Source organism: Rhodococcus sp. 27YEA6 (assembly GCF_044908235.1).
Classification (GTDB): domain Bacteria; phylum Actinomycetota; class Actinomycetes; order Mycobacteriales; family Mycobacteriaceae; genus Rhodococcus_F; species Rhodococcus_F qingshengii.
In genome coordinates, this window is sequence record NZ_JBIYCY010000001.1 from 1,210,194 (window position 1) to 1,236,631 (window position 26,438).

Genomic DNA, 26,438 nt, shown 5'->3' on the forward strand with positions numbered 1-26,438 from the left:
ATCGGTCACGGTGCGTGCAGCAAAACTCAGCGAACGCTCAGCTAGTTGTGACTTTGTTTCGCAGTATTCGAGTCACGGTGCTTCTTCTTCGGGGTCGGTTCGCCGTCGGCAGCAAGGATCGACTTGATCTCCTCGAGCTCCCGTCGCAGGTAGTCGCGGGTGGCAACCTCGCCGACGGCGATACGCAGAGCTGCGAGTTCTCGGGCGAGGAATTCGGTATCCGCCTTGGTTTGCTCGGCGCGTGAGCGGTCCTCCTCGAGCGAGACCCGGTCGCGGTTCTCCTGACGGTTCTGGGCCAGCAGGATCAGCGGCGCCGCGTAGGCGGCCTGGGTGGAGAAGGCCAGGTTGAGCAGGATGAACGGGTACGGGTCCCACTGCAGGGCCACCGCGAACACGTTGATCAGGATCCAGACGATCACGATGATCGTCTGGATTGCGAGATAACGCCCGGTGCCGAGGAAGCGGGCGATGCGTTCACTGACGCGCCCGACAGCTTCGACGTCGAAATCGAGATTGAACCGGCGGCTTCCGCGGGGCGTTTCCAGTCGTTGCCGTGCGGTCGTGCTCGACGCCCGTTCGCTCATCGGAGTAGTTCCTCGTCGTCGGAGTAATCCTCACGCCAGTCTTCCGGCAGGAGGTGATCGAGCACGTCGTCGACCGTCACGGCCCCGATCAGGTGGTTCTCGTCGTCCACGACCGGCCCGCATACCAAGTTGTACGTCGCGAAATATCGGGTGACCGACGCCAACGAGTCGTCCGGGGCCAACCGGGGCATGTCGGTGTCGAGTAGTCCGCCTACCAGGCTGGCGGGAGGCTCGCGGAGAAGCTTCTGCAAGTGGACGCAGCCGAGATACCGCCCGGTGGGAGTCGCCGTCGGCGGACGTACGACGAAGACCATGCTCGACAGCGCCGGGGTCACGTCGTAGTTGCGGGCGCGGGCAAGGGCCTCCGCGACCGTCGTCGAGGCCGTCAGTACCACCGGTTCGGGCGTCATCAGACCACCGGCAGTGTCCGGGGAATGCTCGAGCAGGCGTCGAACAGGTTCGGAATCCTGCGGGTCCATCAACTGAAGCAGTGACTCGGCCTCGGTTTCGGGCAGCTCGCCCAACAGGTCGGCGGCGTCGTCGGGATCCATCGCTTCGAGTAGATCGGCGGCGCGTTCGACTTCCAGGTGCATCAGCAGATCGGTCTGGTCGTCCGCCGGCAGTTCCTGCACGACGTCGGCGAGGCGTTCGTCGTCGAGCGCCACGGCCAGTTCGTGGCGGCGCTTCTCCGGCAGTTCGCGCATGGCGTTGGCCACATCGGCGGGTCGCATGCCTTCGTACTGGAGAAGCAGGTGAGCTACGCCCTGGCCGGGGAGTGAGAGATCGCTCTGGGTGAGGCCGGCGACGTGCTGCCAGTCGACGATGTGAATCGCCGCGCGTCGACCGAGGCGTCCGCGATGGCCGCGAACCGCGACCTTGGAGACCACCCAGTCTCGCGTCCGCGTCGATTCGATTCCGAGATCGACGACTATCGTGTCGACGCCGTGAAGCTCCTCGAGTTCCGGGTCGTCCACGCGCACATGCGAATCGAGTACCTGCGCCAGAGCGAGCACTTCGCCCGGGCGCTGGTTGAAGCGCCGCAGACTGACGTTACCGGTGGTGAGGGTGACTGCACTCGGTTCGATTGCTGTCACACGCAACATCGGAACGAAAATGCGTTTGCGCGTGAACATTTCGATCACCAGACCGAGAACGCGGGGTTGCTGGCGTCCGATGCGGACCGTGATGACGACGTCGCGCACACGACCGATCGATTCGCCGTCTGGGCCGAGTACAACCAGGCCGGCAAGCCTGGCTGCAAATACCTTGCCTGCTGCTGCCATGATTGCAAGGCTAATTCGTCCAGCGTCAAAATCTGCAACGGCGCCACCGAAAATCGAGAAGGGCAGTCCGCAATGACTTCACGCAACCGTTCCCGTCGATCGGTATTGGCAGTTCCCGGCAGCAGTCGGAAGATGATCGACAAGGCGAAGGGATTGCCCGCCGACGAGATCTTTCTCGACCTCGAAGATGCGGTGGCGCCGCTGGCGAAGCAGGCGGCCAGGGAGTCGATCGGCGACGCGTTGGCCGAGGACGGGTGGGGCAAACAGGTCAAGGTCGTCCGGGTCAACGACTGGACCACCGAATGGACGTATGCCGACGTCGTGGAGGTGGTGGGCCGCGCCGGAGCGCATCTGGACGCCATTCTGCTGCCCAAGGTTCCCGATGCGAGTCACGTCCAGGCGCTCGATTTGTTGTTGACGCAGGTCGAGAAGGCCAACGGTCTCGAGGTCGGCAGGATCGGGATCGAACCGCAGATCGAGAACGCGATCGGCTTGACCAACATCGACGCGATCGCCACCGCGAGTCCCCGCGTCGAGGCGCTCGTGTTCGGCCCGGCCGACTTCATGGCGAGCTTGAACATGCGAACTCTGGTCGTCGGTGAGCAACCGGACGGCTACGACCGCGGTGACGCGTATCACCACATCCTGATGACCATCTTGATGGCCGCGCGGGCGCACGGCGTCCAGGCCATCGACGGGCCGTACCTGCAGATCCGCGACGTCGAGGCTTTCACTCGGTCGGCTGCGCGAACGGCAGCGCTCGGTTTCGACGGCAAGTGGGTTCTGCACCCCACGCAGATCGAGGCGGCCAACGAGGTGTTCAGTCCGCGCCAATCCGATTACGACCGTGCGGAACTCATCTTGGACGCGTACGCGTTCCACACCTCGGCTGCCGGGGGAGGGCGGGGCGCGGTCATGCTCGGCGACGAGATGATCGACGAGGCGAGTCGCAAGATGGCACTGGTGATTTCGGCCAAGGGTCGCGCCGCGGGGATGGCGCGCACGTCGGAATTCACGCCGCCCGAACACGCCTGACGCTCGCATAGCCGAACGAATCAGGTCTGTAAAGGGCACAATAGGGGGTAGATGTACTTGCGTCATCCGCGTGGATGACGTGCCCGAAAAGAGGAGCGCAGCCAGCCATGTCCAATCCGCTCGGTCAATCGTCGAATGGGTCGCGCCGTGGAGCGTTGCCGACACCGCCTTCGGGATGGCCCATCGGGTCGTACCCCACCTACGCCGAGGCGCAGCGCGCAGTCGATTACCTCTCCGATCAGGAATTCCCGGTTCAGGACGTCACGATCGTCGGCGTGAACCTGATGCAGGTCGAGCGAGTTCTCGGTCGGTTGACGTGGGCCAAGGTGATCGGTGGCGGCATCGTCTCCGGTGCTTGGCTCGGTGTCTTCTTCGGCCTGGTGCTCGGAATCGTCACCGGTGGTTTCCTCGCTCCGCTGATCGCGGGCATCGTGGGCGGCATCATCTTCGGTGTCATCTCCACGACGATTCCGTACGCCGCGACGCGTGGGCAGCGGGACTTCGCCTCGACGATGCAGTTGGTCGCCGGACGTTACGACGTACTGTGTGAGCCCAAGACGGCGGAGTCGGCGCGCGACCTGCTCGCCAAGCTCGCCATCTGACATTCTCGCTCGGGCTGCCAACTTGTGTGATCTCGGTTACGTTATGTACACGCGGGCGAGGTAGTACTCGCTTCCCGTGACCGTTTGCCGGACAAGGAAATAGGTCCCTTCTCCGGCAAAAGTGCCGATGTGTGGTGCGTCGGCCAGCCGTAACGACTGCGCCGTCTCGCCGCCCGAGGAGGACGGCTGTGCAGAACAAGAGATCGCGGGCGGGGCAGAACGAGAGATCGCGGGCGGGACAGAAGAAGAAATTGCGGGCGGGGCTGCTGGGCGCGGCAACATTGTTGTTGGCGCCCTTGCTCAGTGCGTGCGGATCGGACAATGACGACGGCGTGGTGCTGTCCTTCTACACCGCTGCCGACGGCGCCGAGCAGTATGCGGAGGCCGCCGCCAATTGTTCGGCGGCGTCGAACGGCGCGTACCGGGTCGAGCAGAAAACTCTGCCCAAGGGTGCCGACGACCAGCGACTTCAGTTGGCCCGGCGTCTGACCGGCAATGACAAGTCACTCGATCTGATGACGCTCGATGTGGTGTGGACTGCCGAATTCGCCGAAGCGGGATGGGCATTGCCGCTTCCTGACGACGTGGCGGCCGAGGTCAGCAACGGGACGCTCGAGGGTCCGCTGGAGTCGGCGAAGTGGCAGGACCAGCTCTATGCGGCACCATTGAACACCAACACCCAATTGCTCTGGTATCGAAAGGATTTGATGCCGGACGGGCAACCACCCCAAACCTGGGATCAGATGATCGACATCTCCGAAGGCCTGGCCGCGGAGGGGCGCCCCAGCTGGATCGGTGTGCAGGGCAAGCAGTACGAAGGATTGATGGTCTGGTTCAACACCCTTCTCGCCAGTGCCGGCGGATCGGTGGTGGGGCCGGACGGAACAACCGTGACGGTGGCCGACGGTGATGCTGCCCAGCAGGCGCTGACCGTCATGGAGCGCGTCGCTACCGCCAAGGGTGCGGATCCCTCGATCTCGCAGGGGGATGAAGCGTCGTCGCGACTGGGTATGGAGAGCGGCAAATCTGCCTTCCAGGTCAACTGGCCGTTCGTGCTGCCCGGCATCATGGAGAACGCCGAGAAGGGCGATCTGCCGTACATCGACGACAAGGGCAACGTCACCAGTGAGAACACCGGAAACACGGTGCTCACGGTGAACGGAGAACGGAATTTCCTTGCCGCTCCGTATCCCTCGGTGATCGAGGGTAAGCCGGCCGAGGTCACGATCGGCGGCTTCAACGTGGCGGTGGCCAAGACCAGCCAGCATCCGGACCTCGCGTTCGAGGCGCTCACCTGTCTGCGTAACGAGGAGAATCAGCGCAACAACGCGGTAGCCGGTGGCGTTCCGCCGACTCTCGAGAGCCTGTACGACGACCCGGCGTTCCAGGAGGCGTACCCGGCGTGGCGTGAGGTTCGCGACAGCCTGGACACCGCTTCGGTTCGTCCGGTTTCTCCTGCCTATCAGAGTATTTCGACGCTCATCACTGCCACGCTGAACCCTGTGGGAAACATCGACCCGGAATCGACCGTGAACGATCTTGCCGAGCAGGTACGCAAGGCAGTCAATTCCGAGGGGCTGATTCCGTGACGACCGACAGCGAAAATTCGGGAGCTGCACCAACAGTCGCGACGGCATCGCCGGAGCCGAAGCACTCCGCGAAAACGAAGATGTCCGACGGAAAGGCGGCCGAGCGTCGCCTCGGTCTCTGGCTGGTGGCCCCGGCCGCGATTCTCATGATCGCGGTGACCGCATATCCGGTGTTCTACGCCGTTTGGCTGAGTTTGCAGCGCTACGACCTGCGCTTCCCGGATCAACGAAAGTTCGTGTGGTTCGACAACTACGTGTCGGTGCTGACCGACGGTTACTGGTGGCAAGCGTTCGCGGTGACGACGTCGATCACGGTTGTCTCGGTCGTCATCGAGTTCGTTCTCGGACTGACCATCGCACTGGTGATGCACCGAACGATCGTGGGTAAAGGGCTCGTCCGCACCGTTGTGCTCATCCCGTACGGCATCGTCACCGTCGCGGCGGCATACAGCTGGTACTACGCGTGGACGCCGGGGACCGGCTACCTCGCCAATCTCCTGCCCGACGGCAGTGCGCCGCTCACCGACCAGATCCCGTCGCTCGCGATCATCGTCCTTGCCGAGGTCTGGAAGACGACGCCGTTCATGGCGCTGCTCCTGCTCGCCGGCTTGGCGCTCGTGCCCGATGACCTTCTCAAGGCGGCTCAGGTGGACGGCGCCGGCGCGTGGACCCGGTTGGTACGCATCATCCTTCCGCTGATGAAGCCCGCCATCCTCGTCGCTCTGCTGTTCCGCACACTCGACGCATTCCGCATCTTCGACAACATCTACGTGCTCACGAAGGGAGCGAACGACACCGGGTCGGTGTCGATTCTGGGTTACGACAATCTGTTCAAGGCATTCAACTTGGGTATCGGATCCGCGATCAGCGTGCTGATCTTCGTGTGTGTGGCAGTGATCGCGTTCATCTTCATCAAACTTTTCGGTGCTTCGGCTCCCGGATCCGATACGGAAGGACGCTGACATGACCGTGACTCCCAGACTCAAGATCAGCTGGTCCGTCGTCAACCTTCTGGTCTTGCTGTACGCGTTGGTTCCCGTCCTGTGGATTGCGAGCCTGTCCTTCAAGCCCGCCGGAACCATCAAGGACGGCAAGTTCATTCCGGAGAAGTGGACCCTGGACAACTACCGAGGAATCTTCGACACCAGCGCCTTCACCAGTGCTCTGATCAACTCCATCGGCATCGGACTCATCTCGACGGTCATCGCCGTGGTGATCGGAACCATGGCTGCTTACGCGATTGCGCGCCTGGATTTTCCGGGCAAGAAGCTGCTGGTGGCTGTTGCCCTGCTGATCGCGATGTTCCCGCAGATTTCATTGGTGAGCCCGCTGTTCGACATCGAACGACGGCTCGGGCTCTTCGACACCTGGGCCGGACTCATCCTGCCGTACATCACCTTTGCGTTGCCGTTGGCGATCTACACGCTCTCGGCGTTCTTCAAAGAGATTCCTTGGGAACTCGAAAAGGCGGCGCAGATGGACGGCGCGACGCCGGGGCAGGCGTTCCGGAAGGTGGTGGCTCCACTGGCCGCGCCCGGCATCGTCACTGCGGGAATCCTGGTGTTCATCTTCTGCTGGAACGACCTGTTGTTCGCGATTTCGCTGACGTCGACCGAACGCTCCATCACCGCCCCTGCGGCCATCGCAAACTTCACCGGCGCTTCACAATTCGAGGAGCCCACCGGGTCGATCGCCGCGGCCGCCATGGTCATCACCATTCCGATCATCATCTTTGTTCTGTTCTTCCAACGTCGTATCGTGGCCGGGCTTACTTCCGGCGCAGTGAAGGGATAAGCCTGTGGCCGAGATCGTGCTGGACAAGGTGACCAAGCTGTACCCGGACGGAGCCAAGGCGGTCAGTGATGTCGACATCACCATCGCCGACGGAGAATTCATCATTCTCGTGGGCCCGTCCGGTTGTGGAAAATCCACGACTCTCAACATGATTGCCGGGCTGGAAGACATTTCGACCGGTGAGTTGCGGATCGCGGGTGAACGCGTCAACGAACGCGCCCCCAAGGACCGCGACATCGCGATGGTCTTCCAGTCGTATGCGCTGTATCCGCACATGACGGTGCGCCAGAACATCGCGTTCCCGTTGACCTTGGCGAAGATGTCCAAGGACGAGATCAACGCCAAGGTCGACGACGCGGCGCGGGTCCTCGACCTCACCCAGCATCTCGATCGCAAACCGGCGAACCTGTCGGGCGGTCAGCGTCAGCGTGTCGCGATGGGACGCGCAATCGTGCGCAGCCCGAAGGCGTTTCTCATGGACGAGCCGCTATCGAACCTGGACGCCAAACTGCGCGTGCAGATGAGGACGGAGATCGCCCGTCTGCAGCAGCGACTCGGTACGACAACGATTTACGTGACCCACGACCAGACCGAGGCGATGACGCTCGGCGATCGGGTAGTCGTGCTGCGCGGCGGAATCGTGCAACAGATCGGTGCGCCGCAGGAACTCTACGATCGACCGAACAATCTGTTCGTGGCGGGGTTCATCGGGTCCCCGTCCATGAACTTCTTCCCCGGACAGTTGACGGCCGACGGTGTGAGCACGCCGATCGGCGATGTTCGCCTGCCCGCGGCGGCGCAGTCGAAGACCTCGGGCAGCGGCTCGGGCAAGGACGTCGTGGTCGGTATCAGGCCGGAACATTTCGAGGACGTGGCGCTGGTCGATGCAGCGCAGAAGCCGCACGGCGGGACGTTCACCGTCGACGTCGACGTGCTGGAATCGATGGGTTCGGACAAGTACGCGTATTTCCTCGCTGGTGGCCCCGCCGTCAATTCTCGTGAACTCGAGGAACTCGCCGCCGATTCGGGAACGGCCGTCGCTGGTGGCGGTCAACTGGTTGCCAGGCTCTCGTCCGAGTCCACGGTGGCCCAGGGCAGGTCTGTCGATCTGTGGTTCGATCCCGCCAAGATCGCAGTGTTCGACGGCGGTACGGGAGCCAATCTGCTGCTGTGACCTTTACCCGGGCAAGGTGACCGAATACGTCGCGCCCCAGGTGAGCGGTACCTGTTCGGGGCCGGGCGCTGCGTCGGCCGGCTCGGGTAGGGGGACCAGGCGGCCGAATTGTTCGTGATGGGTGGAGGCCGGGGCGGCTTGCGCTGTCCCGGCGACCACGGCGATCGGCGCCGCTGCCAGGGCGCCGGCGACGGCAAATCGAGTGGCGATGCGGCGCTTGCTTGCTCGGGTCGAGATCATGAGCACTCCTGCGTGGTTTCGAGGTTCGGTGAATGCTGTGCCATTCACGGTATTGCGGGTTGATTGTGAAATCTCGTGTGCGAAGCTCATTCACAGGGAACTGGGATGGGCGGCACAGGAGGACAGATGAACGAATCCTCGGTACGAACCGAGCACCTGCCCGGTGGCCCGGACCTCGAGCGGATCATGCGCGAACACGCCTACCGCGGTGCGTACCTCCAACTGACGGTGCGCGGCGCTCTGGTGCTGTTCATCGCCCTGACACTGATTTTCGTCCCGCCGATGAACGACGCGGGATGGTGTTTCGCGATTCTGGGCACCTATGCCCTCTGGTCGGCAGCCGTGGCGCTGTGGATCCGCAAGGGCGGCACCGGCCCGGTGACGATGATCTGGCTCGGCTTGTTCGTCGACCTCGCCGTGCTCGCAACTCTGACATTGCTGACCGGTCTCGCAGCCGAGCAGAGTTGGACCGCCGACATCTTGAGCAACGGGCTCTTCGTCATTCCGGTTCTTGCGTGTACGCAACTGCGGACGGACGTGTGTGTCGGCGTCGTTGCCTGCACGATCGGGGTGTTCTTCGTTTCCAGCTGGGCAACGATGACTTCGAACTCCGAGCCGTGGCCGTCGATCCTGCTGAGCACCATGGCCTTGGCCGGAGTGGGCGCAGGCGCAATCGGACTGACTCGGATTCAAAGATCGCGCGTGTTGACCATCGGGCACCTCGTCGGGCATCGAACCAGCCTTCTGGCCGAACTCATGGGGCTGGAGCAGCGTGAGCGCACGGAACTATCCGAGCAATTGCACGACGGGGCGCTCCAGTACGTCCTCGCGGCGCGGATGGATCTCGACGAATTGGCAGACAGCGCGGAGCCTGTCGCCCTGGCGCGAGCCGCGAAAGCGCTCGGTGAAGCGACAACGCTGTTGAGATCCTCCGTCTCGGAGTTGCATCCCACTGTCCTTGTTCACGTGGGTCTTGCCCGCGCAATCGGGGACCTCGCGCGATCGGCGCAGGGACGCGGCGGAGTAGTGGTCGACGTCGACACTTCGGGCTGGAACGACGATCTGCGCACGTCCGCGGACGAAGTCTTGTTCGGTGCCGCCCGAGAGCTCCTTGGCAACGTCGTCAAACATGCCGGCGCGGACAATGTTCGGATCGAGCTCGCACGGCTGGACCACCGTGCGGTGCTGGTGGTCTCGGACGACGGCCGGGGGATCAGCGCCGATCGGATTGCCGAACGACGTGCCGCCGGCCACATAGGGCTGCTCTCGCACGAGTTGCGGGTGGTTGCTGCGGGTGGCTCGTTCTCGGTCGGGCCGGGTGAATCGTCCGGAACCCTCGCGCGAGTCGAGATACCGTTCCAGATCGTCACCGAATCCGACCACGAGCGCTGAGGAGTTGTCGATGACACTGATCACCGATCGCGAGCTCAACCTGGCGACACTGGCGAGGCAGTTCCTGCTGCGGAGGGCCGAGGTCAGCGCGTTGGATGCGATCGAGCACCTGGCGGGTCTGCAAGCCCAGGCGCCGACGCCTCCCTATCTGGCACTGTGGGCGCGGCTGAAGAACTTTGCAGCAGAAGACCTCTCCACCCTTGTGGAGAAGCGCCAGGTGGTGCGGCTGGTTGCCATGCGGGGCACGGTTTTTGCTCTCTCGGCCGCGGATGCGGGCCCCTTCCGGGCCACGGTTCAGACGATCATGGAACGCGATCTCCACACCAACAGCACACAGCGTGCGGCGCTCACCGGGTTGGATCTCGACGCTCTGGCGCGGGCGGGACGGGACCTCGTAGCGGACGGGCCGCTCACCCAGATGCAGATGAGACCGATACTGGCAGAGCGCTTTCCCGGTCACGCGGCCGAGGGACTGGCGCACGGAGTTCGAGGACTTCTGCCGATGGTGCAGGTCCCACCGCGAGGCCTGTGGGGACGATCCGGAGTACCGGCACTGACGACCTTGGAGAATTGGCTTGGCACGGAAGTGAGTTCATCGCCGGATCCGGATGCGATGGTGCTTCGTTATCTGGCGGCCTTCGGGCCCGCCAGTGTGAAAGATGCGCAAGCGTGGTCAGGGCTCACGAGACTCGCCGAAGTCTTCGAGAGGCTACGTCCCGGCTTGATCACCTTTGTCAACGCGAAAGGGGCCGAGGTGTTCGACCTGCCGGACGCGCCACGACCGACCTCCGGAACACCGCCGGTCAGAATCCTTGCTCCGTTCGACAACATCCTGCTCTCGCACGCCGACCGCTCGCGAATCATGGACGAGCAGTACCGAACTCGCGTCTTCACCGTCAACGGCATCGTCAAGCCCGCCATCCTGGTGCGCGGAAAGGTGGTGGGATTCGCGACGGTGACGCCGGACAAGGAGACGGTCGAATTGGGCGCGACTCTGTTTGCGCAGCAACCGAAGACGGCGCTCGCATCCATCGAGAAGGAAGCGCGTGCGTTGCTGAAATTCATGCACCCGAAGATCCCGAACCGAGAGGTGCGGTTCGCTGTCGCTACGTAGCGGGCTTGTGCTTTCGCGGTGCTCGATCGCGTAGTTCGGCCACGATCTCGTCGTTCCACATGTGACGCCGCACCAGTCGGTACCGCTCCCGGGCGATCCACAAGTAGGCCTCGGCGTCGGTGTGCTCGGGCAACATGTCAGCACCCCGCAGCATTCGCACGACGGGCAGAAACTCCTCGCCGAACCAGCGGCGGGCGACGGTGTCTCGGCCGAGGAACTCACCCTTCTCCTGCATGAGCCGAAAACCCCACGCCTCCGCACACTCACTGAGTTCGGCGTACTCCCACGGGTCGGTGACCTGGACGGCTTCGCGTTGTGAACCCTGCAGCGGAACGCGGGTGAGGAAGAGTCGACGATGATCCTTGATGAGCAGATCAGCGCGCTGAGTGATGCCTTCCGGCGAGATACGCGTGATGATCTCGGTGACGTACGCGTCGATTGTCTTCTGGTGCATCGCACACGCAATGGACACTCGGTGGTGCCCGTCGATCACGAAATGCATGGAGCCGACGCGATACAACTGAACAGGTGGTACCGATTCGCCGCGTCGTTGCGCCACCGCAAGTCGCTCCCAACGAGCGCGCGAGTGAGTGGACGTCGGACGGAAGTACCTGTCGAAATCACCTGTGCGGTCGACACTTCCGACTATTGATTCGATGGTGACGACCTGCAGCCCCAGAGACTTCTCGCCGACCTTGCCCAGAGCTGCGACAACCTCGTCGAACGGCAGGATCGCGTTGACGTCGTCGGGTTCGCGTCGTAGCCAACTGACCAGACGGGCAACGTCGGCACGTCGACGCTGACGAGCGAAGTCGTTTTCCGCGTCGGCTGTGGGAAATCCGGTGTCACGAGCCATGTCGGCGCCTCACGATCGTCGGCGGAGTACCTGGGGAAATCTCCATCAGCGTGAAGCCGACGGTATTGAGCACGATAGTCCGGCCTACCTCCAGATCGAGAGGGGTTCGCCCGTGCGGGTGGATGTGTCCGTGGACCATCACCGTCGGATCGAGGTTGTGAATCAAAGGCGTGAAGCATTCGAACCCTCGATGTGGCCGATCCTCGGCGTCGCCGACACCGCGGGCGGGACTGTGGGTGAGCAGCACATCCACGCCCGCCCGGCCGCCGGGAAGCCGCGATTGCCAGGCGTTTCGCCAGGCGAGCGAGCGAGCGCGTCGGCTCTGCTGGCGCTCGGACCATTGATTGGGACCCGTGTTGTATCGGATGGAACCACCGAGGCCCGCGATCCGCAGACCGGCGACGGTCACGATGCGTCCGTCGGCGTTGACTGCGCCGGTAGGCCCCGGCCACTGCGCCGGCATCCCGGCCCGCGTCCAACCCGATCTCTTGTTCGAATATCCGGACAGATCGGCGTCGTGGTTTCCGGGAACGAACACGCAAGGCGCATTCAGTTGGTCAGACAGGTACTCCAGATACGCAAACGGCAGATCGCCCGCGCCCAGGATCACGTCGACTCCGAGTGAACGAACTTGACTGCTCCACAGGAATTCGACGGTCTCGTCGCTGACAGCGAGAACGGAGACCATTTCGACGACGCTACCGCCACCGCGAGGTATCTGCGCTGCGAACCTCGCGGGCACGGTGTTTAGATGGACGAGTGTCAGACAGCGTCGTATCTTCCGTCCGGGCCCATCTCGTCAGCAGCATCGAGGGGCCGGACCCCACCGCGGCCTCGGTGACGTTCCTCGGTGTCGAACCGCTGGACGTGCTGCGTTTCGAATCACCCGACGGCCTGGTCCGCTACGTCACACTGGGGTGCTCGCGTCATCCGATGGGCGACCCCAACGAACTGGTCGCAGACCCCACACGCGGACCCCGCGCCGAGTTGGTACTCACGCTGCGCGGTGGCACCGGTGTGGCGTCAGGTGTGGCCAGGACGCTCGCGGTGCTGGCCGCGGCGCCGTCCGTCGAAGGCGTCGTGCTGCTCGAGGACGCACTGTTGGACCTGGGCGAGCCGCTGTGGAAGGACACTGCGTTCACGGCGGTGCTTCTCGGTGACAGCGGGATCGAAGACCTGACGCTGCCGGAGCCGTTCGACCCGGTGCGCTTCCTTGGTGTGGTCCCCCTGACCGGTACCGAAGCCGCCTGGGTGCGTCTGCGCGGCGCGGAGGCACTGAGGGAAGCGTGGACCGAGGCGGGGATCGACATCCGCGATCCGCACCGTTCCGCTGCCTCGCTCTAGCTGCGCTGGCGCTTTGTCCGTCAGATCATTCGGCGTGCACGAGGATGTCCGCCAAGTTCTCGAGACTTACCCGAACCGTCCGTGAAAATGCTTTCGTGACGATCGGGTCGGCCATCTTGCCGAATACTCCTCCCAGGCCGCTTTCGCTGTCGAGTCGGTAGGTGACCCGAGTGCCGTCACCGACTTCTTCGCAGGTCGTGGTCTGCGAGAAGCTGACCGGACTTTCGACGGACGTCGATTTCGACGATCTCGGTGGGTCGTACTCGGTGAATTCGGATGTCCACTCGAGACGCTTGCCCAGGATTCGCGAGACACCGTGCCAGCGGCTTCCCACGCCCATCGGGCCGTCGGTGATCTGTTTGCACTCGACCATCGAATTCTCCCAGTTGGGCCAGTTCTCGGCGACGGCGATGTACTCCCAGACGTCCTTGGGTGGCAACGCGATCTCCACGGATTGCTCGACTGTAGGCATGGTTGCTCCTCCACTTCTCTTTGGATCTGAATTTGCTTGTCGCAAAATGGATTTCGGGAACGGAATGAAAATGCGTACCCATATCCATTGTCCGCCTGCGACGGTGGCAAGTACAGGGAGTCAGCGTGCGAGGTTCACAGCCAGTTGTTGCGACGGAAGAGAAAGAACAAGCCGACACACACCGACGCGATGAGGAACAGGATGGACTGATAGCCGTACTTGTAACCGAGTTCCGGCATGTTCTCGAAGTTCATCCCGTAGATACCGGCAACGCCGGTCGGCACGGCGGCGATAGCGACCCACGCGGAGATCTTGCGCATGTCGGTGTTTTGCTGCACCGCGATCTTCGCGAGTGCGGCGTCGACCAGCGAACTCAACACCTCGTCGTATTCCGAGATACGTTCGGCCACGATCGTGTGGTGATCTCGTACGTCACGGAAGTATCGCCGGATCTCCTTCGGGACGAGGCCGCCCGCGGGCTGGGTCAGCTGGAGCAGTGGCAATCCGAGTGGAGTGACCGAGCGTCGTAGTTCGACGATTTCACGTTTGAGCAGGTAGATGTGCTCGACGGCAACGGTGTTCCGCGGGTTGAACACCAACTCTTCCATGCTGTCGACGTCCTGTTCGACGAGTTGGATGACGGAGAGATAGCTGTCGACGACGTGGTCGGTGATCGCGTGCAACACCGCGAACGGGCCCATGGTGAGGCGCTCGGGGTTCTGCTCGAGTGACTTGCGCACGCTTGCCAGTTCGGAGTGATCCCCGTGCCGGACGGTCACTACGAAGTCGGGGCCGACGAACACCATGATCTCGCCGGTTTCGACGATCTCGCTCGCCGTCGCGACGGACTCGTGCGGTACGTAGACGACCGTGCGCAGCACCAGGAACATGACGTCGTCGTAGCGTTCGAGTTTCGGGCGCTCGTGTGCATGGACGGCATCCTCGACCATCAGCTCGTGGAGTCCGAAAGTTGCTGCGACATCTTGCATCTGACCTTCGTCGGGAGCGTGCATGCCCACCCAGACGAACGCGTTGTCGCGACTACGAACCTCGGCCAACGCAGCGCGGTGCGTGTACTTGCCCGGCAACCGCACGCCGTCCACGTAGACCGCGCAGTCGACGATCGCGCGGGCTGCCGGAACGGGGATCTTGGGCGCATCGGCTTGCGTCGATTTGCCGTTCGACCAATTCGGCAGTGACGGCATGGTTGGCACGCTCGCTCCTTCTCGGTCTGTAATGCAGTGGAACGGCAGGGGAACGGCACTACAGCGACACCTGATCGAATTGCGCTGCCGCTGCGGCGTAATCGTACGTCAGCTTCCGGCTCGCCCACCGGAGCGCGATGAAGTTGCCGATTGCTGACACACTGGAACAGTGCGAATAGATCTTCACACCCACTCCAACGCATCGGACGGCACCGACACCCCGGCTGCCCTCATGCGCGCCGCAGCCGACGCCGGACTCGACGTCGTCGCCATCACCGATCACGACACGACTTCGGGCTGGGCCGAGGCGGCGCAGGCCTTGCCGGCCGGCGTCAGCCTGGTTCGTGGGATGGAGATGTCGTGCGAAGGTCGAGGTGAGCGTGGTTGGCCGGTCGCTGTACATCTGCTTGCGTACCTGTTCGATCCGACGCACCCCGAATTCGCAAAAGAACGTGAGCGACTGCGCGCCGAACGCGTCGAACGTATCCGGGTGATGACGACCATGATGGCGCGTGACGGTCTGCCCGTCGATCCCGATCAGATCCTCGCCGACGCCGGTCCGTCCGTCGGACGCCCGCACGTCGCAGCGGCCCTGATGCGGGCCGGTGTGGTGTCGAGCATCAGCGAGGCCTTCTCCGACCTGTTGTCCAGTCGAGGACGATACGACGTTCCCAAGTACGACACTCCGCTCGAGTACGCCGTCGAACTGGTGGCAGCCGCCGGGGGAGTGACCGTCCTGGCGCATGGACGGGCCCGTTCGCGCGGCGGATTGCTTGCGCTCGACCACATCCGCGATCTGGCCGATCTGGGTCTCGGGGGTCTCGAAGTCGATCACCCGGACCATCGCAGCGACGATCGTGACGTCCTGCGCCGCCTGGCTGTCGACCTCGGTTTGGCAGTCACCGGATCCTCTGACTACCACGGCGAGAACAAGACGATCGGACTCGGCGACGAGCTCACGGACGAAGCCGAGTTCGACAAACTCGTCTCGGCCGCCACCGGCGTGGAGGTACTGGGGCGCTGATGCTCGACACCACGCTCTACCTCACCGTGTTCATCACGCTGTTCGTGATCATGGACCCGCCCGGAGTCATCCCGGTGTTTTTGTCACTCGTCGGACGTAAAAGCCGTGAAGATCGCAATCGAGCGGCATGGCAGGCCCCCGCCGTCTCCCTGGCGGTCATCTCGGTCTTTGCCATCGGCGGTCAGGCGATCCTCAACTACCTCCACATCGGCATTCCGGCGTTGCAGGGCGCCGGCGGATTGCTGCTGCTTCTCATCGCACTCGAACTGCTGACCGGCAAGGCCTCCAACCGTCCGCAGGGAGCCGACGACGTCAACGTCGCACTCGTTCCTCTGGGAACGCCGATGATGGCCGGTCCCGGTGCGATAGCGGCCGTCATCGTCTTTGTCGCCCAGGCCGACGGTGAAGCGGCGTCGTATCTGGCGATCGCGTTGGCGATTCTGTCCATCCACCTCGTGCTGTTCGTGGTCCTGCGCTTCTCGACCGCACTGATCCGGATACTGGGCGAGGGTGGCATCAGTCTGCTGGCACGCATCGCCGGTCTTCTGCTCGCCGCCATCGCGGTTCAACTCATTGCGGAATCAGTCCGCGGATTCGTCGCGGGAGCGTAAGAGATGACATACGACGACAGGTACGACCGGAACGACAGGTACGAGGACGACTACCAGTACCAGGAATATCAGGACTATCAGTACGAAGACGATTACGACTATCCCGCCGACAAACGACAATGGCTGCTGGTCCGCGCTCTACGCGCCCTGAGTGGCACCGTGGCGGCCGGAATCGTGGTCTTGACACTCGTGATCATCGGTTCGGCATATCTGGGCGGCAACCGCGGATTCCCGGGTCCGGGAACAACGTCGATCACCGCGCACATTGCGGCCTCGGTGGTTGCTCTCGCCGCGCAGATCTGGTGCGACCGCAGGCGGGGTATCGCGGCGGTTGCCGGATCGGTGGTCGTGCTCGTGGTGGCGGGGCTGTTGTTGGTGACGCAGTGGTGGGGATGACTGGGTGGGGATGACACGGTGGGGATGACTGGGTGGGGATGACACGGTGGGGATGACTGGGTGGGGATGACACGGTGGGGATGACGGTTCGGGTTCGAGTGTGATGAGGAATCCGACCGCTTGGAGGATTTGATTGTGATCCGACTCTGGTGGCAAACTGGAGTTACTTCGAGGCGGCGCCACAGCCCGGCCCCGAAGTGCAGGTTTCGTCAGAATTTCTCCCGAAACCTAGATTGCATGGATACGCCAGGGCTCACCCGCCCCACACCATGACGCTTCGGATGTATTGCGGCCCACTTTCTCGCGCACGCCGAATGCTCTTCTTCTCAGTAGTCGTTCGCGGAAGAAATGATCTCTGACCGTTGTGAACGTGGTTTCGCAGCGGTCCGAAGGATTACTTCCCAGTAACCCAGCCCCGCTTGAGGCTGGACTAATCAGGAGTGTCATCGTGTCCCTCGTGACTGAAGCCATCAACGTACCCAAGGTCGAGTTGACCGACGAAGAAATCTTTGCCGCTCACGTCGGTGGCAAGCTCTCGGTCGAGACCACAGCACCGCTCGATACGCAGCGGGCCCTCTCGATCGCCTACACGCCGGGTGTTGCTCAGGTGAGCCGCGCCATCGCTGCAGACGAAACCCTTGCCGATCGATACACGTGGACCAACCGACTCGTCGTCGTGGTCAGCGACGGCACCGCGGTTCTCGGACTCGGCGACATCGGCCCCCGCGCGTCGCTGCCCGTCATGGAGGGCAAGTCGGCACTGTTCAAGAACTTTGCCGGACTGAACTCCATTCCGCTGGTTCTCGACACCAAGGATCCCGACGAGATCGTCGAGACGCTCATCCGACTGCGTCCGAGCTTCGGCGCGGTCAACCTCGAGGACATCTCGGCGCCGCGTTGCTTCGAGATCGAGAAGCGCGTCATCGAAGCTCTCGACTGCCCCGTCATGCACGACGATCAGCACGGAACCGCCATCGTGGTCCTCGCGGCACTCAAGGGCGCCGTGAAGGTCCAGAGCCGCGACATCACCACACTCAAGGTCGTCATCTCCGGCGCCGGCGCTGCGGGTGTTGCCTGCGCGAACATCCTGCTTGCCGCCGGAATCAGCGACGTCATCGTGCTGGACTCGAAGGGCATCATCTCGGGTGAGCGCAGCGACCTCAACGACGTGAAGGCAGAACTCGCGGCCCGCACCAATCCCCGTGACCTGCATGGTGGTGCCATCGAGGCTCTCGAAGGTGCTGACGTGTTCCTCGGTGTCTCGGCGGGCAAGATCCCCGAGGAGCTCATCGCTTCGATGGCTCCCGAGTCGATCGTGTTCGCACTCTCCAACCCGGACCCGGAGATTCACCCCGAAACCGCGTCGAAGTACGCGGCGATCGTGGCGACGGGCCGTAGTGATTTCCCGAACCAGATCAACAACGTTCTTGCCTTCCCCGGTGTCTTCAAGGGCGCGCTCGACGCCGGCGCCCGTCGCATCACCGAAGGTATGAAGCTCGCTGCCGCCGAGGCAATCCTGTCGGTGGTCGGCGACGAGTTGGCGGCGGACAAAATCGTCCCCAGCCCACTCGACCCTCGCGTGGCACCCGCAGTAGCGGAAGCCGTCGCGGCCGCAGCGCATGCTGAGGGCGTGACCAGCTAAGAGGGACTACGAAAGCCCCGATCGGAACCCGCACACAAGGTTCCGATCGGGGCTTTTTCGTGTGTACCGAGAGCTACAGACGAGTGAGGTCGGGTGTTCGGCGCAGCCTGCCGGTCCCGGGAACCGATGCCCAGACCACCAGCGCCAGTAAGCCGTCCACGACGAGAGCCACAACCGCGACCAGGATTGCGCCGACGACGACTCGGTCGTACTTGTAGAGTGCGAGACCGTCGAAGATGTACCGGCCGAGGCCGCCGAGGTTGACGTAGGCGGCGACCGTTGCCGTGGCAATCACCTGCAGTGTTGCGTTACGCAGTCCGCCGAGAATCAATGGCAGCGCATTGGGTATCTCGACGCGGAAGAGCACTTGGAGTTCGGTCATACCCATCGCCCGTGCGGCCTCGACGACGCCGCGGTCGACGCTGGCGATTCCGGCGTACGTGCCGGCGAGTAGTGGGGGAATACCAAGAATGACGAGGGCGAGAATCGGCGGCATCACTCCCAGACCCATGAGAAGAACGAGGAAGGTCAGCAGGCCGAGAGTGGGCAGTGACCGCAGTGCGTTGACCAGACTGACGACCACGATCTCACCGCGACGCAGATGGCCGATGAGTAATCCGATGGGCACCGCGATCACAGCCGAAAGTGCCACGGCCAGAACGCTGTACCAGAGGTGCTGGAGGATGCGGGTGCCGATTCCGGTGTCGCCGCTCCAATTTCCGGGATCGACGATGAAGTCCCAGGCCCCGGTGAAGATGCTCATACGGGTTCCCCCTCGGCTGACAGGACGGCGGGAACCTTCGACGAGGTCGACGTTCTGGTCCACGGGGTCAGGAATCGGCCGATCAGATACAGGATCAGATCGAGCGCCAGTGCCAGCACGACGATCGCGATGATGCCCGCAACGATCTGGTCGGGATAGTCGCGGTCGTAGCCTTGTTTGAACAGGACTCCAAGCCCGCCGATTCCGATCAGAGATCCGACTGACACCAGCGAAATATTGGTAACGGCAATAACTCTGATGTTCGCGATCATCACCGGCAGCGCCAATGGCAACTCGACCGTCAGAGCGCGTCGTAGTGGTGTGAAACCGACGGCGGTGGAGGCGTCGATGACGTTGTCCGGCACCGAGTCGAGTGCTTCGGGTACTGCCCGGATGAGCAGTGCCGTCGCATACACGCTGAGTGCGATCACGACGTTGAGAGGATCAAGGGTCTTGAGTCCGAACAACTGGGGGATGGTGACGAACAGCGCGAGCGACGGAATCGTGAACGCAATGCTCGCCAGGGTCAACGTGATTCGGCGCAGCCATCTGACGTTGCGGATCGCTGTTCCGACCGGAACGGCAATCAGGAGACCGATCAGCAAAGGAAGCAGTGCCAGATACAGATGGGTCTTCGAGTAATCCACGACCGTCGAGAAATTGTCGATGAGCCAGCGCATGCCGCTACGACCCGAATCCCTCGGTGAAGGCGACGCGGTTGCGTTCCTCGTCCTCGCGTCGACGCTGATCTGCCAATTTCGCCACGACTTCGGAACCGAGGATCCCGCCGATGACCGCGCCCTCGCCGTCGACGGCAACGCCGATACCGGAAGGCGACGAGATTGCCGCATCGAGTGCTTGGCGGAGATCGCCGCCGGGGGAGAACAGCGAACCACCGGCCGACGTCGACTGAGCAAGGGTTCGTCCCGAGCGCAGGCCTTCGACGCCGGTCACGTCGATCCATCCCTGCGGAGTTCCGTTGTCCGTGACCACGAGAACCCATTCGCCCAATTCGAGACGTAGAGCCTTCAATTCGTTCTCGACGGCCGTGCGTATGGGGTGCAACGGAACCTCGTCGGCAGCGCGGAACGACAATCCCCGATAGCCGCGATCGCGTCCGACGAATCCGGCGACAAAATCCGTTGCCGGAGCGGCCAACACGTCGCGAGGTGCCGCCACCTGCTGAAGCCGCCCGCCGGGACCGAAGACGGCAATGTGATCACCGAGTTTGACTGCCTCGTCGATGTCGTGGGTGACAAAGACGATCGTCTTCTTCAGTTCGCTTTGAAGACGGAGCATTTCGGTCTGCAGATCCTCACGCACCACCGGGTCGACGGCGCTGAAGGGCTCGTCCATCAACAGGATCGGCGGATCGGCAGCCAATGCTCGCGCAACTCCCACACGTTGTTGCTGCCCACCCGAGAGTTGCCCGGGATAGCGGGTGGCAAGGGAGATGTCCAGACCGACTCGTTCGAGTACCCCCAACGCGGCTTTGCGCGCTGCGCGGCGGGACTCACCGCGCAGTACCGGAACTGTTGCGACGTTGTCGATCACGGTGCGATGCGGAAGCAAGCCGGCGTTCTGGATGACGTACCCGATGCCGAGACGGAGCTTCACCGCGTCGGTCTGGGCGATGTCACGACCGTCGACGAAGATCTTGCCCGACGTCGGTGTGATCATCCGGTTGATCATGCGCATCGACGTCGTCTTGCCGCACCCGGACGGCCCCACGAACACCGTGAACGACTCGGCCTCGATGGTGAGATCGAGACGGTCGACGGCGGTGGTGCCGTCCGGATACTGCTTGGTGACGCCCTCGAAGGTGATCACGTGACTACGAGACCGGCTTGTCGAGGCCCTGCGCCGTCACCCACGCCTTGGCCGCCGCTGCCGGCTCCGTCTTGGTGTCGCCGGACACCTGGACGTTGAGTGCCAACAACTCTTCGGTGGTGAGCTTGGCGGACACCGCGTCGAGGACTGTCTTCAACTTGTCGGAAGACTTCGACGCGCGCAGCACCGGCACCACGTTCTGAGCCGGGAAATTGTTCTTCGGGTCTTCGAGAACCACGAAGTTGTTCTCCGGGATGGAGGCCGACGTCGTGAAGATGTTTGCCGCGGTGATGTCACCGGAGGAGAGAGCCTTCACGGTTGCCGGTCCACCGCCGTCGGCGATCGGAACGAAGTTGGCTGCCGAGATGTCGAGGCCGTAATTGGACTTCAAACCGGGCAATCCGGCTGGACGTTCCTGGAACTCGGCCGGAGCACCGAACTTGACCTCGGCGGAATGCGGAGCCAGATCGGCGATCGTCTTCAGGTTCCACTTGTCAGCGGTTTCCTTCGTGACAACGACGGCGTCCTTGTCCTCGGCGGATGCAGGCGTCGCAATTGCCAATTCCGACCCGAGAGCTGCGGGAAGAGCAGCGAGGACGTCAGCGGAGCTGGTGGCCGTGCTGTCGGGATCCAAGTACTGCAGGAGATTTCCCGTGTAATCCGGAATGACACTGATGGACCCGTCCTTGAGTGCCGGAATGTACGCCTCGCGGCTGCCGACGTTGAACGACGTGGACACATCGAACCCGTTGACACGCAGTGCTTCGGCGTAGATGTTGGCGATCGTCTCGGATTCGGTGAAGTTGGCGGAGCCGACGACGATCGCGTTGGGATCGCTGTTGGAGTCACCGTCGCTGCTACCGCACGCTGTCAGTGCAGTCAGAGAGACAACGGTTGCCGCGGCTACGAGCCAACGGTTGGAACGAAATCGTGAGGTGCGCATGAGCGTCCTTCCGGTTTTTCGGGCGTCCCGTGTTTCGGGCGTCGGAAACCATTCCCTTGTGGCGAAGCCACCCGAGTGACTTCGACGGCGCCGCCACCGAGTGGCTGCGTCAGGACTGGTTACCGCGCATCGCCCGACAAGTGTAACGATAGGTACCGACATGGCACGGTTTTCGATCCATGGGATTGGATGTGAGGATTTCAGTGAAGAGCACACGCACGAAGTATTCGACTGTTGTTGCAGCACTGATGGTCCTGCCGATTCTCAGCGGATGCGCAAACGGTGATTCGGTGGTAGAGGGTGTCGAAGCGGAGTCTCGTGACCAGATCGTGGTGGCTGCTGACGCATCGGTGGAGAGTTCGGTGTTGGCCGAGGTGTATTCGACGGTGCTCTCCTCCTCCGGCCTGTCGGCTCGCGTCGAATCGGTGGGTGGTGGCCGAAACCAATCACTCGAGGCTCTGGACGCAGCGCGAGTCACTTTGGTGCCCGAGTTCATCGGCGCGCTGCTCGATCACTACGACCCGTCATCCCCGGCCCGCAAGGCCGACGACGTCTTCGAAGCCTTGAGTCGCTCTCTGCCGGAGGGTCTTTCGGTCTCCGACTATGCGATGGCCGAAGATCGTGCGGTCCTCGCACTCGACACCGGATACGCACAGTCGTTGGGAGCGAAGACGATAGAAGCCTTTGCTCCTTCGTGTGCCGCGGCGACGCCGCTCGTCTCCGCGAGATTCGTCGAGGACGGGGCAGTGGAACAGTTGGCCGAGGGCGCCGAGTGTGTCTTCGCCGGTGTCGATCAGGCAACGCCGGCAGACGTACCCGGTGCACAAGTATTCGGAACCACGACGCTGTCGGCGTTGGCACAATCCGATGCCGTCACAGTGCTCGCTGATTCGAATCACGTTCTGGCTGCGCAGAATGTCGTTCCGCTCTTTCGAGCGGGCGCACTGGGAGATTCGGCTGTCAAGGCGCTCAGCGTCGTTGCCGGTGAACTGTCCACCACCGATCTCGCCGCAATGATCGAGCAGGTGCGGACCGGCAAGGCGTCAGCCTCGGAAGTCGCCCGCACCTGGTGGGACACCCGTCAGTGACATGGACGGGTGTCCCAGCCGTCAGTGACTGTTCGAGCCCACTGCTGAACTCGAATCATCCTTGGCACGAATCAGTTTCGATGCGATGAACTGGCCGAGGTCGGAAACGGCGTCTGCTGCTTCCTTCACCAGTGACGCCTGTGCGTGAGCCACGTGCCAGAGTCTTGCGTACTCGACCAGGGACACATCGACGCCGGCAGCGGCGAGCTTGTCGGTGAACGTCATGATCTGCGGGTAGAGGACTTCCTCGGAACCGACGTGAATCCTGGTGGGTGGCAACCCGTCGAGCTTGCCGTGCATCGGTGCGTAGCCGGGATCAGTACGGTCGCCTCCGGCAAGGTAGGCGTCGGCGGCGTCGAAGGACCACGCTGTGTTGACCACCAGGTCGGCCTTTTTGGTAGCACCCCGATCGCCGGGATCGACCCACGGTGAGATCAGGGCAAGCGCGCCGGGGGTCACGCCGTGACGCTCGATCAGACGGATAGCGGTCGCCGCGGCCAGGCCGCCACCGGCTGAATCGCCGGCGATGGCAACGCGGTCTTCCGAATAGTCGAACTCGGTGACCAACTGCATGAAGGCTGAGACCGCGTCGTCGAGAGCGGCGGGATACGGATTCTCCGGCGCGAGACGGTAGTCCAAGGTGAAGACCGCACTGGACGACTCACGGGCGAGATGAGCTGCGAGAGAACGGTGTGTGGACAGCGAACCCAGCGTGTACGCCCCGCCATGCAGGTAGAGAACTGCGGTGGGGCGCTCGGTTGCGCCGACGGTGATCTTCTCTGCCGGTCGGCAAGCCAGCTCCAGCGGGCGCACGACGGCGCCCGCTGGAACCTGCTGTAGCGGTGCCCCGGCCTCGAGCAACAGACGTTGAATCCGATACGGCAGCCGCGAGTTGAAAGCCAGACGGAAGTACGGCTTCAACAAGAATGCGACCACGGGCAGCGGAAGGGTGAACGTGCTCACCGGCAGGGCTCCTGACTCTTTGTGCGAACTGCGCTGTGAAACGAACTGCGCTGTGAAACGAACTCAGCTGGACTTGGGCATCATTCGGCCGGCGACGATCGCGACGATGCGCTGGTAGCCCGATCCTACGAGGCGAACCCAGGCGTCGAGTGCGATTGCGTCCATCCCGATGAGAACTCGCGGCTTGCTCTTGCGAACGCCGTTGACGATCGTCTTGGCGGCATCTTCCGGAGTGGTGCGCGCGAGCTTGCGGTCGAAGAACTCGGAGAAGACCGCAAGATCTTCACCCGGGCCTGCGGTGGCGTTGCGTGCGATGGCGGTCTTGATTCCGCCCGGGTGCACACAGGTCACCTTCACCGGGTGCTTGGCGATCAGCATTTCCTGGCGAAGCGACTCGGTGAAACCGCGAACGGCGAACTTGGCCGAGTTGTATGCGCTCTGACCCGGCATCGACAGCAGACCGAAGAGGCTCGACACGTTCACGATGTGCCCGTCGCCGGAGGCGATGACGTGGGGGAGGAATGCCTTGGTGCCGTTGACAACTCCCCAGAAGTCGACGTCCATGACACGTTCGAAGTCCTTGAATTCGGACTTCTCGAAAGTGCCGTGGTAGGCGATTCCGGCGTTGTTGTAGATCTGGTTGACCTTGCCGAAATGGGCGACAACCGCGTCGGCGTACTCGAGAACCGCTTCGCGCTGGGTGACGTCGAGATGGTCCGACTTCACCTCGGCGCCGATGGCTTCCACCAGACGCGTTGTCTCGGCGAGCCCGATGGTGTCCACGTCGGAGATTGCCAACTTGGCGCCCTGGCCGGCCAGGTTCAGCGCTAGTGCGCGACCGATGCCCGATCCCGCTCCGGTGATGACTACGACCTTGCCTGCAAAATCACTCATTGTGCTACTGCCTTCTCGTCGTCGAGGTCGATCTGTGAAGTGGTCGCGGTGCCGACGGCGCCGAGATCCGAGGTGGCGACGCTGCGGTATGCCGCGAGGTCGAAATGCTTGGTGGCGTTGCGGAACTGGAAGGTGAAGCCAGGCCACAGGGTGGTGTTGTTTCCGTGCTTGTCCATGTACCAGCTGGCGCAACCGCCGTTGTTCCACACGCTCTTGGACATAGCTGCCTGCAGGTCCTTGTTGTACTTGTCCTGCTTGTCCTTGCGCACCTCGATGGTGCCGATGTCGTACTTGTCGATGGTGGCGATCGCGTCGACCAGGTAGTTGATCTGCGACTCGATCATGAAGACCATCGACGAATGTCCGAGGCCGGTGTTGGGTCCGACGAGGAAGAACATGTTGGGGAAGTTGGCAACTGCCGCGCCCTTGTATCCCTGCATGCCGGTCTCTTCGAAGACCTCGGCGAGCGAGCGTCCGTCCTTGCCGAAGATTCCCGCGAAGGTGGGGGAGTCGGTGACGTGGAATCCGGTCGCCACGACGATGGCATCGATCTCACGGGTGGTGCCGGTCTTCGAGACGATCCCGTTGGCGGTGACCTCCTCGATGCCTTCGGTCACCAGGTCGACATTGTCCTGGGCGAGGGTGGGGAAGTAGTTGTTCGAGATCAGCATGCGCTTGCAGCCGATCTGGAAGTTGGGCATGACCTTCTTGCGAAGATCCTTGTCCTTGATCTGGGCCTTCAGGTGACGCTCGGCGGCGAACTGCAACGGCTTCATGAAGACCGGCGCCTTGGCCAGGCCGACGACCTGCGTCTCTCGCATCCAGTAGATACCGGTGCGGCACAACTTCTGGAAGCCGGGGAGGTACTTGAACGCGAGGTGCTCGATCTTGGTGTACTCGCGGTCTGCGCGGGGCAGGATCCACGGCGCCGTGCGCTGGTACACGTCGAGATGCGAGACCTTCTTGCCGATGGCCGGCACGATCTGGATGGCCGAGGCGCCGGTTCCGATGACGGCCACACGCTTGCCGGTCAGATCGGCGTCGTGGTTCCAACGCGAGGAGTGGAAGATCTCGCCCTTGAAGCCGTCGATGCCCTTGATGTCCGGAAGTGAAGGCTCACACAATGCGCCGACGGCCGAGACGACGATCTTTGCGACGAATTCGCCCTTGTTGGTGCTGACGTGCCACCGAGCAGACGCCTCGTCCCAGCGTGCGGAGAGAACGTCGCAGTCGAAGATGTGCTTGTCGAGCACCTTGTGGCGGTTGGCCACCGACTGGATGTACTTGTAGATCTCGGGCTGAGTGGAGAAGGAGCGCGTCCACTCCGGATTGAGTGCAAAAGAGTACGAGTACAAATGCGACGGCACGTCACACGCGGCGCCCGGGTAGCTGTTGTCACGCCAGGTCCCGCCGACGTCGTTGCCGCGCTCGAGAACGACGTAGTCGGTGATGCCGGCCTGTGCCAGTTTGATCGCCGCACCGAGACCGGCGAAGCCACTGCCGATGATCAGTGTGCCGACGTGGCGAGTATCCGCGGCAGGTGCTGAGGTATCTGTAACTGGAAGACTCATGTAGGGAACGATATGCCTTTATTGAGTCA

28 protein-coding genes are annotated in these 26,438 nt (G+C 62.9%); 14 read left to right on the top strand and 14 right to left on the bottom strand.

The genetic code is table 11. The annotated features are described in order from the left end of the window. Positions 1–41: 41 nt before the first annotated feature. Entirely contained in the window at positions 42–584 is a 543-nt protein-coding gene (locus ABH939_RS05945) for a DUF1003 domain-containing protein (RefSeq protein WP_003945067.1), read from the bottom strand. After that, positions 581–1,867: a magnesium transporter MgtE N-terminal domain-containing protein gene (locus ABH939_RS05950; protein WP_003945077.1), complete on the bottom strand. Its 1,287-nt coding sequence runs from the start codon at positions 1,865–1,867 to the stop codon at positions 581–583. Before ABH939_RS05950 ends, ABH939_RS05945 begins: the two co-directional genes overlap by 4 nt. Before the next feature lie 72 nt (positions 1,868–1,939). On the opposite strand from ABH939_RS05950, the gene ABH939_RS05955 reads away from it, so the two are divergent. From ABH939_RS05955 to ABH939_RS05980, 6 genes are all read left to right on the top strand, one after another. Continuing rightward, on the top strand, positions 1,940–2,902 hold the full coding sequence (locus ABH939_RS05955; RefSeq protein WP_054187358.1) for a CoA ester lyase: 963 nt from the start codon (positions 1,940–1,942) through the stop codon (positions 2,900–2,902). A gap of 107 nt (positions 2,903–3,009) precedes the next feature. Further along, positions 3,010–3,504 carry a general stress protein gene (locus tag ABH939_RS05960; protein ID WP_003945065.1) on the top strand — a complete coding sequence of 165 codons (495 nt, stop codon included), beginning with the start codon at positions 3,010–3,012 and terminating at the stop codon, positions 3,502–3,504. Between the two features lie 251 nt (positions 3,505–3,755). Next, positions 3,756–5,093 (top strand): ABC transporter substrate-binding protein, encoded by a 1,338-nt coding sequence (locus tag ABH939_RS05965; RefSeq protein WP_099697876.1) that lies wholly within the window; start codon positions 3,756–3,758, stop codon positions 5,091–5,093. Between the two features lie 80 nt (positions 5,094–5,173). Beyond that, positions 5,174–6,055, top strand: a complete 882-nt coding sequence (locus ABH939_RS05970; RefSeq protein ID WP_180279607.1) for a carbohydrate ABC transporter permease — start codon at positions 5,174–5,176, stop codon at positions 6,053–6,055. Between the two features lies 1 nt (position 6,056). After that, positions 6,057–6,887 (top strand): carbohydrate ABC transporter permease, encoded by an 831-nt coding sequence (locus ABH939_RS05975; protein WP_003945075.1) that lies wholly within the window; start codon positions 6,057–6,059, stop codon positions 6,885–6,887. 4 nt (positions 6,888–6,891) lie between these two features. Next, entirely contained in the window at positions 6,892–8,061 is a 1,170-nt protein-coding gene (locus ABH939_RS05980) for an ABC transporter ATP-binding protein (protein WP_099697857.1), read from the top strand. Positions 8,062–8,064: 3 nt separating this feature from the next. Here ABH939_RS05980 and ABH939_RS05985 read toward each other — a convergent pair whose 3' ends face one another. Further along, positions 8,065–8,301, bottom strand: a complete 237-nt coding sequence (locus ABH939_RS05985) for a hypothetical protein (RefSeq protein ID WP_230691567.1) — start codon at positions 8,299–8,301, stop codon at positions 8,065–8,067. 126 nt (positions 8,302–8,427) lie between these two features. On the opposite strand from ABH939_RS05985, the gene ABH939_RS05990 reads away from it, so the two are divergent. Then, on the top strand, positions 8,428–9,693 hold the full coding sequence (locus tag ABH939_RS05990) for a sensor histidine kinase (protein WP_099697877.1): 1,266 nt from the start codon (positions 8,428–8,430) through the stop codon (positions 9,691–9,693). Positions 9,694–9,703: 10 nt separating this feature from the next. Then, on the top strand, positions 9,704–10,807 hold the full coding sequence (locus ABH939_RS05995; RefSeq protein ID WP_030536935.1) for a winged helix DNA-binding domain-containing protein: 1,104 nt from the start codon (positions 9,704–9,706) through the stop codon (positions 10,805–10,807). Here ABH939_RS05995 and ABH939_RS06000 read toward each other — a convergent pair. Next, entirely contained in the window at positions 10,800–11,663 is an 864-nt protein-coding gene (locus ABH939_RS06000; RefSeq protein WP_404649448.1) for a chromosome partitioning protein ParB, read from the bottom strand. The two genes, ABH939_RS05995 and ABH939_RS06000, sit on opposite strands and share 8 nt — an antisense overlap. Continuing rightward, positions 11,653–12,351 (bottom strand): metallophosphoesterase, encoded by a 699-nt coding sequence (locus tag ABH939_RS06005; RefSeq protein WP_042450375.1) that lies wholly within the window; start codon positions 12,349–12,351, stop codon positions 11,653–11,655. Before ABH939_RS06005 ends, ABH939_RS06000 begins: the two co-directional genes overlap by 11 nt. A 71-nt stretch (positions 12,352–12,422) precedes the next feature. Here ABH939_RS06005 and ABH939_RS06010 point away from each other — a divergent pair, with 71 nt between their 5' ends. Next, entirely contained in the window at positions 12,423–13,007 is a 585-nt protein-coding gene (locus ABH939_RS06010) for a suppressor of fused domain protein (protein ID WP_007736116.1), read from the top strand. 25 nt (positions 13,008–13,032) lie between these two features. On the opposite strand, the gene ABH939_RS06015 is transcribed toward ABH939_RS06010, so the two are convergent. Both ABH939_RS06015 and ABH939_RS06020 read right to left on the bottom strand, forming a co-directional pair. Continuing rightward, positions 13,033–13,479, bottom strand: coding sequence for an SRPBCC family protein (locus ABH939_RS06015; RefSeq protein WP_007736117.1), 447 nt, complete (start codon positions 13,477–13,479; stop codon positions 13,033–13,035). A 134-nt stretch (positions 13,480–13,613) separates the two neighbouring features. Next, complete coding sequence (locus tag ABH939_RS06020) at positions 13,614–14,684, bottom strand: magnesium and cobalt transport protein CorA (protein ID WP_007736118.1); 1,071 nt, start codon at positions 14,682–14,684, stop codon at positions 13,614–13,616. Between the two features lie 169 nt (positions 14,685–14,853). On the opposite strand from ABH939_RS06020, the gene ABH939_RS06025 reads away from it, so the two are divergent. From ABH939_RS06025 to ABH939_RS06040, 4 genes are all read left to right on the top strand, one after another. Continuing rightward, the gene (locus ABH939_RS06025; RefSeq protein WP_042923377.1) at positions 14,854–15,708 is read left to right on the top strand and encodes a PHP domain-containing protein; all 855 of its coding nucleotides are present in this window, start codon (positions 14,854–14,856) and stop codon (positions 15,706–15,708) included. Next, positions 15,705–16,319 (top strand): MarC family protein, encoded by a 615-nt coding sequence (locus ABH939_RS06030; RefSeq protein WP_164490628.1) that lies wholly within the window; start codon positions 15,705–15,707, stop codon positions 16,317–16,319. The genes ABH939_RS06025 and ABH939_RS06030 overlap by 4 nt, the downstream gene beginning before the upstream one ends. A 3-nt stretch (positions 16,320–16,322) precedes the next feature. Continuing rightward, a complete protein-coding gene (locus tag ABH939_RS06035; protein ID WP_007736120.1) occupies positions 16,323–16,715 on the top strand; it encodes a hypothetical protein in 393 nt (130 codons plus the stop codon). A gap of 448 nt (positions 16,716–17,163) precedes the next feature. Further along, positions 17,164–18,357, top strand: coding sequence for an NADP-dependent malic enzyme (locus ABH939_RS06040; protein ID WP_003945072.1), 1,194 nt, complete (start codon positions 17,164–17,166; stop codon positions 18,355–18,357). 73 nt (positions 18,358–18,430) lie between these two features. On the opposite strand, the gene ABH939_RS06045 is transcribed toward ABH939_RS06040, so the two are convergent. From ABH939_RS06045 to ABH939_RS06060, 4 genes are read right to left on the bottom strand one after another with little or no spacing between them, the layout of a single operon-like run. Beyond that, positions 18,431–19,120 (bottom strand): ABC transporter permease, encoded by a 690-nt coding sequence (locus tag ABH939_RS06045; RefSeq protein ID WP_003945081.1) that lies wholly within the window; start codon positions 19,118–19,120, stop codon positions 18,431–18,433. Beyond that, positions 19,117–19,800: an ABC transporter permease gene (locus ABH939_RS06050; protein WP_007736121.1), complete on the bottom strand. Its 684-nt coding sequence runs from the start codon at positions 19,798–19,800 to the stop codon at positions 19,117–19,119. The genes ABH939_RS06045 and ABH939_RS06050 overlap by 4 nt, the downstream gene beginning before the upstream one ends. Positions 19,801–19,804: 4 nt before the next feature. Continuing rightward, the gene (locus ABH939_RS06055) at positions 19,805–20,950 is read right to left on the bottom strand and encodes an ABC transporter ATP-binding protein (protein WP_030536933.1); all 1,146 of its coding nucleotides are present in this window, start codon (positions 20,948–20,950) and stop codon (positions 19,805–19,807) included. A 4-nt stretch (positions 20,951–20,954) separates the two neighbouring features. Next, positions 20,955–21,893 (bottom strand): ABC transporter substrate-binding protein, encoded by a 939-nt coding sequence (locus ABH939_RS06060; protein ID WP_003945094.1) that lies wholly within the window; start codon positions 21,891–21,893, stop codon positions 20,955–20,957. A 203-nt stretch (positions 21,894–22,096) separates the two neighbouring features. Between ABH939_RS06060 and ABH939_RS06065 the strand changes: the two genes are divergently transcribed. Further along, a complete protein-coding gene (locus ABH939_RS06065) occupies positions 22,097–22,981 on the top strand; it encodes an ABC transporter substrate-binding protein (protein WP_099697878.1) in 885 nt (294 codons plus the stop codon). Between the two features lie 21 nt (positions 22,982–23,002). Here ABH939_RS06065 and ABH939_RS06070 read toward each other — a convergent pair whose 3' ends face one another. From ABH939_RS06070 to ABH939_RS06080, 3 genes are all read right to left on the bottom strand, one after another. Continuing rightward, the gene (locus tag ABH939_RS06070; protein WP_070161761.1) at positions 23,003–23,944 is read right to left on the bottom strand and encodes an alpha/beta hydrolase fold domain-containing protein; all 942 of its coding nucleotides are present in this window, start codon (positions 23,942–23,944) and stop codon (positions 23,003–23,005) included. A gap of 63 nt (positions 23,945–24,007) precedes the next feature. Then, positions 24,008–24,838, bottom strand: a complete 831-nt coding sequence (locus ABH939_RS06075) for an SDR family oxidoreductase (RefSeq protein ID WP_007736128.1) — start codon at positions 24,836–24,838, stop codon at positions 24,008–24,010. After that, entirely contained in the window at positions 24,835–26,409 is a 1,575-nt protein-coding gene (locus ABH939_RS06080) for an NAD(P)/FAD-dependent oxidoreductase (RefSeq protein ID WP_003945071.1), read from the bottom strand. The genes ABH939_RS06075 and ABH939_RS06080 overlap by 4 nt, the downstream gene beginning before the upstream one ends. Between the last annotated feature and the right edge of the window lie 29 nt (positions 26,410–26,438).